At 47.0% G+C, this 4,874-nt stretch carries 7 protein-coding genes; 1 reads left to right on the plus strand and 6 read right to left on the minus strand.

The annotated features are described in order from the left end of the window. A partial coding sequence (locus tag AC1DWB_RS31285; protein WP_477545004.1) for an Asp23/Gls24 family envelope stress response protein occupies window positions 1-214 on the minus strand: 214 nt, incomplete at its 3' end. Between the two features lie 176 nt (window positions 215-390). On the opposite strand from AC1DWB_RS31285, the gene cax reads away from it, so the two are divergent. Further along, window positions 391-1,440: a calcium/proton exchanger gene (cax, locus tag AC1DWB_RS31290; protein WP_477545005.1), complete on the plus strand. Its 1,050-nt coding sequence runs from the start codon at window positions 391-393 to the stop codon at window positions 1,438-1,440. A gap of 37 nt (window positions 1,441-1,477) precedes the next feature. Here cax and AC1DWB_RS31295 read toward each other — a convergent pair whose 3' ends face one another. From AC1DWB_RS31295 to AC1DWB_RS31315, 5 genes are all read right to left on the minus strand, one after another. Beyond that, window positions 1,478-1,771, minus strand: a complete 294-nt coding sequence (locus AC1DWB_RS31295) for an Fpa/YlaN family protein (RefSeq protein ID WP_477545006.1) — start codon at window positions 1,769-1,771, stop codon at window positions 1,478-1,480. A 221-nt stretch (window positions 1,772-1,992) separates the two neighbouring features. Further along, complete coding sequence (locus tag AC1DWB_RS31300) at window positions 1,993-2,241, minus strand: HPr family phosphocarrier protein (protein ID WP_477545007.1); 249 nt, start codon at window positions 2,239-2,241, stop codon at window positions 1,993-1,995. A gap of 130 nt (window positions 2,242-2,371) precedes the next feature. Then, complete coding sequence (locus AC1DWB_RS31305; protein WP_477545008.1) at window positions 2,372-3,487, minus strand: aminopeptidase; 1,116 nt, start codon at window positions 3,485-3,487, stop codon at window positions 2,372-2,374. A 13-nt stretch (window positions 3,488-3,500) separates the two neighbouring features. After that, the gene (locus AC1DWB_RS31310; RefSeq protein WP_477545009.1) at window positions 3,501-4,196 is read right to left on the minus strand and encodes a TVP38/TMEM64 family protein; all 696 of its coding nucleotides are present in this window, start codon (window positions 4,194-4,196) and stop codon (window positions 3,501-3,503) included. A gap of 103 nt (window positions 4,197-4,299) precedes the next feature. Beyond that, the coding region (locus tag AC1DWB_RS31315) for a hypothetical protein (protein WP_477545010.1) at window positions 4,300-4,874 on the minus strand (575 nt) is incomplete at its 5' end.

Genomic DNA, 4,874 nt, shown 5'->3' on the forward strand with positions numbered 1-4,874 from the left:
GGATAACTCGTAAATCTATCGCGGCTTCCAACTGTCCGACTTCGACGGACACGCCTTTTTGTACGTTTTTCCCGCTTAGCCTCTTGGCTAGTCCTTCCGAGATTCCGCCCGACATGGCGGCAATGCCTGGAGTTTCCAATGCTGCGAGTCCGGCAATGGTGGCAACTACATCATCGGAAATGCGAATAATACCGGATTGAATTTCTGCGGACATGTTGTTCACTCCTTCCACAATATAGCTTCATTGTAATTTGTACTGACATACAAAGTCAACTTTTCACCATGGAGCAGCTCTCCATAAAATAACTTTTCAACTGGATTTATTTCCAGTATAGTAGAATAAGCCAGCGTCAAACAGGGAATGTTTTACATAAACAGGAGGAGTACGAAATGAAACAAAAGGCTTTTTTTATTCTCTTAATTGCGAGCTTTGCTTTCAGTGGAATTGCCCATTACTCGGGTATGTCCAAGATGCTTCAACTGGTGGTGTGTTGTATCGCCATCGTGTTCGCTGCAGGATTTCTTGGTAAAGCGACTGAAGGGGTCGCTCATTACGCGGGAGAACGTGTTGGCGGATTTCTGAACGCGACTTTCGGTAACGCGGCGGAGCTCATTATTGCCATCTTCCTCATCCGGGATGGATTGTTCGATATGGTCAAGGCCAGTATTACCGGCTCCATCATGGGGAACTTATTACTTGTCCTAGGGCTTAGCGTGTTCCTTGGCGGGGTGAAGTTCAAGACCCAAAAGTTCAACGTCATGATGGCCGGTGCCAATGCTTCCCTCATGCTGCTTGCGGTAATYGCTTTATTCATCCCTGCAATATTCGCTAAGAGCTTAACTACGAGTGAAACGAACACGTTCAGCTTGATCGTCGCTTTCATCCTTATCGCAGCTTATGTTCTCTGGCTCATCTTCTCGATGATAACGCATAAGAATGAGTTGACCGATCCGTCGGAACAACCGGACGAGCATGATGTCGCTTGGTCCAAGAAGAAATCGATCAGCTACCTAATCATCGCTACCGTTATGGTCGCCTTTATCAGTGAATGGCTGGTTGGCACGTTGGAAGAGTTTACCCACCGTTTCGGCTTGTCCGAGCTGTTCGTCGGAGCTTTCCTCATTGCCATTATTGGGAACGCGGCGGAGCACAGTGCGGCTGTATTCCTTGCCATGAAGAACAAAATCGGCGCGGCTGTTGAAATTGCGATCGGCAGCTCCTTGCAGATTGCCCTGTTCGTCGCCCCACTTCTTGTAATTATCAGCTATTTCTCGGGGAACCCGATGAATATCGTGTTTACCACATATGAGTTGGTCGGCATTGCCGTTGCATCGTTCATTGCCAAATCTATATCGAAGGACGGATCCACGAATTGGTACGAAGGAGTATTGCTCATCATCGTCTACATCATCCTCGGAATCGCGTTCTTCCTTGTTTAATAGTTCCCTATACACAAAAAATGAGCAGCCCCATGGGCTACTCATTTTTTGTTAGAGCGAGAGCTTCGTACAGCTGTGCCAGCTTGCGCTCTAATTCACTTAGAATGTTCTTCCCTGCTGATTCAACCACCAGGCCCGCCCGAACGGCAAAATCGATTTCACGCGATAGTCCGTACATCTGTGTATCCAACACCTCTTCATAAAGAGGACATCTGCGGTTAGTCAACGATTCCATCTGAATCTGTATGAGCTTCTCAATTTGATCCGCATCTTCTTGGAGAAGGCTGATAGCTTTCTGATTCAAATTTAACATCAATTCGGATGACGACATCAAATCTCCCCCTTATCTCGAAGCTTTTCCTTTGCTTATATGCTTATGATAGTCGAAAACGCCTCATTACACAAGAGAGGGTTGCCCTTACACACATTCCGAATCATTCCCATTCGGTCCACCCTTGCACGCCACAAAAAAAGATATTCCCTTGTGAGAGAATATCTTCGTTTCTTCCCCTAGCCCAACTTCCGACGGCAGAAAGTTGGCTGGACTGGCTATTACTCAGAAACAACGTCTACGGATAAATTGTGCTTAGCGAATACTTCCACCATCGACTTGGTCGCTTCTTCCGCATCTGGTCCGTGAACATGCAGCTGATAAGTTCCCGAATCCAATAAAGTGGTAAACAGACCGAGAATACTTTTCACGTCGATAAATTTGTTTTGAAGCTGAAGAACAATCGATGAACGAAATTTGTTAGCAGTTTGGGAAATTTCTACAATTGCTGAGTTGTTCGTGTTAGACATGACAGATCCCCCCATGGAAGCGGATGTGAATCCGGCCTCATTAATGTTAGTTCTTTTCTATGATAACTTGGAAGCGCGTTCCACGCAATGATAGAATTTAATCAATTTACTTGTATTGATCCACAAATATTTATGTTAACTGATCAGGGTTGAGGCCCATTAACTCAGGGATGACGAACAATCCATCCTTACGTATGAGTATATCGTCAAAAAACACTTCCCCACCGCCGTACTCCGGTCGTTGAATGAGCACAATATCCCAGTGAATCGCCGATCGGTTGCCATTGTCGCAATCTTCATATGCTTGCCCCGGGGTGAAGTGCAGGCTCCCGGCGATCTTCTCGTCGAACAGTGTATCTTTCATCGGTTTCAGAATATACGGGTTGAAGCCGAGACTGAACTCCCCGATATATCTCGCTCCTTCGTCCGAATCAAGCACTTCATTCAGTCGCTTCGTATCATTGCTGGTTGCTTCAACGATTTTGCCGTTCTCGAAACGGAACTTAATGTTCTCGAACGTAAACCCTGCATACACACTAGGCGTATTGTACGAGATAACACCATTCACCGTATCCCGGACAGGCGCTGTGAATACTTCCCCATCCGGAATGTTGCGCTCACCTGAACACTTGCGGCCAGGCAGTCCTTTAATCGAGAATGACAAATCCGTACCAGGCCCGACAATACGCACTTGATCCGTACGCTTCATGAGGTCKGCAAGCGGGTTCATCGCCAAATCCATCTTAGCATAATCCAGATTGCATACATCGAAATAGAAATCCTCGAATGCTTCTGTGCTCATACTTGCCAATTGGGCCATAGACGGGCTCGGGTAGCGCAAGACAACCCATCTCGTCTTCTTCACACGCTGTTCCAGATGGACTGGCTTGTAGTAAATTCGTTGGTACATCTCATTCTTATCACCTGGCACATCGGACATTTCGTTAACGTTATCGCCGGAACGCACAGCTATATAGCCATCCATCTGCGACATTCGATTCAAGTCCAGTTCCTTCCACAGCTCCAACTGTTGTTCCGTTATGGAGGTCAGCATGGAACGCAGAACAGACTTGTCACTCAGTTCAACGAAGGGGTAACCGCCTTGTGCATGTACTTCCTCCACCAAGCATTTGGCCAGCTCGCGCTCAGCACCGATCATGTCGATTAATATCTTCTCACCTGGTTTGACTTTTACCGAGTAGTTTACCAAGTTACGGGCTAATGTTTGCAAACGGGGATCTCTCAATGTGCACAGCTCCTTATGTAGAATTCGATAAATTAGTTTTATCTGGCATCCATTTCTTACGAATCACGCTCCCGATGGCGAGCAGCCCCATGAAGAGGAACAGCAGCAGAAATAACCGAAGCCGGTGTTCACGGAAATGAAGCAAATCGTACCCCATGAACGATTCCAGTACGATAATCGGGAATTTCCCGATCAATGTCGCGAACAGGAAAGGGCGGAATTGGATCTTGGACATCCCCGCTCCGAAATTGATCACTGACGATGGAATGATGGGGATCAGCCGGCCTATTAAGATGTAACGGAAGCTCTTCTGCTCCAGTCGATCATTGAATACTTGAATGCTCGGATAACGCGCAAGTTTGGCCGATACCCAATCATGCCCGTAATACCTGGCGAACAAAAACGAAGTCACTGCAGCCAAGCATGCCATTCCGAAATTAATAGTTATACCTTCAATAACTCCGAATACAAGCATATTCGCTCCTGCAATTAAGACAAAGGGAAAGATCGGAATCCAGGTTTGGACAAATATCGCACTCATGCCGATTAACACGGAAAAAATGCCGAAAGCTTGCATATGCTCCGCCATTTGTTCGATGTTCGTGTGTCGAAGCTCTGTACCTGGACGAGTAAACCCAACGAAATAGATGATTGCCCCGATCAAAATAAGGAGCAAACTGATCTTTATACGTGCTCTTGCTCGGTTCACTCTTGTCCCCCCTTCTTGACCTTCCTATTTTAACATGGTTTTGACTGATGTAAATGCCATGATAGGGAAGGAAAAGAATGTACAGCGATAGAGGGTCATGCGATTACTCACCAAATGCATACGTAACTTCAGTTGTCTCGTCCTTCTGCTTGCCTTCGCTCATATAGTGCATGACCGTAACGACGTGCATCGTCGTAGGAAGATTCGACCTGCGATCTACGCCAATCCGATAAGTGGACTCGGCCTTCAGACTGCCCTTCATCTCCTCCACTTTGGTCCGGGAATCAGCCAGGCTCTTCTCGATATCCTTACGCATGGCCGCGGTTTGCTTGTCAGTAAGCTGGAGCTTCTGTTGCAACTCCTTCAATTTACGATCCGGGTCCATCAACGTTAGTTGTTCCGTGAGGTTCGATTGCAGCATGGTTGATAATTCGGCCGAGTCGGGTTGCACCGCTATGACCGTTATTCTTCGATCGGACGTTCCCTTCTCGGTGGTAACATGCTTATTCATTACGTTCAACCGCTCCAGGTGAGAGAGAGGATTCCAACGGATCAACTGCTCTGCATTTCCTAGTTCAGGACTCTCCGAAACGATCCATCCCTCCTGTTTGCGACTCAGTTGTACCGTTACATCTTTCTCACGTGCTTTCCCGGTGCTTCGAGGCTGCAGCTTGGTCG

The sequence above is a fragment of the Paenibacillus sp. P4_E11 genome (assembly GCF_056401635.1).

Coding starts and splice junctions, on each gene's coding strand:
- AC1DWB_RS31295 (WP_477545006.1), bottom strand. CDS start 1,771: ATGTCGTCATCCGAATTGATGTTAAATTTGAATCAGAAAGCTATCAGC.
- AC1DWB_RS31300 (WP_477545007.1), bottom strand. CDS start 2,241: ATGTCTAACACGAACAACTCAGCAATTGTAGAAATTTCCCAAACTGCT.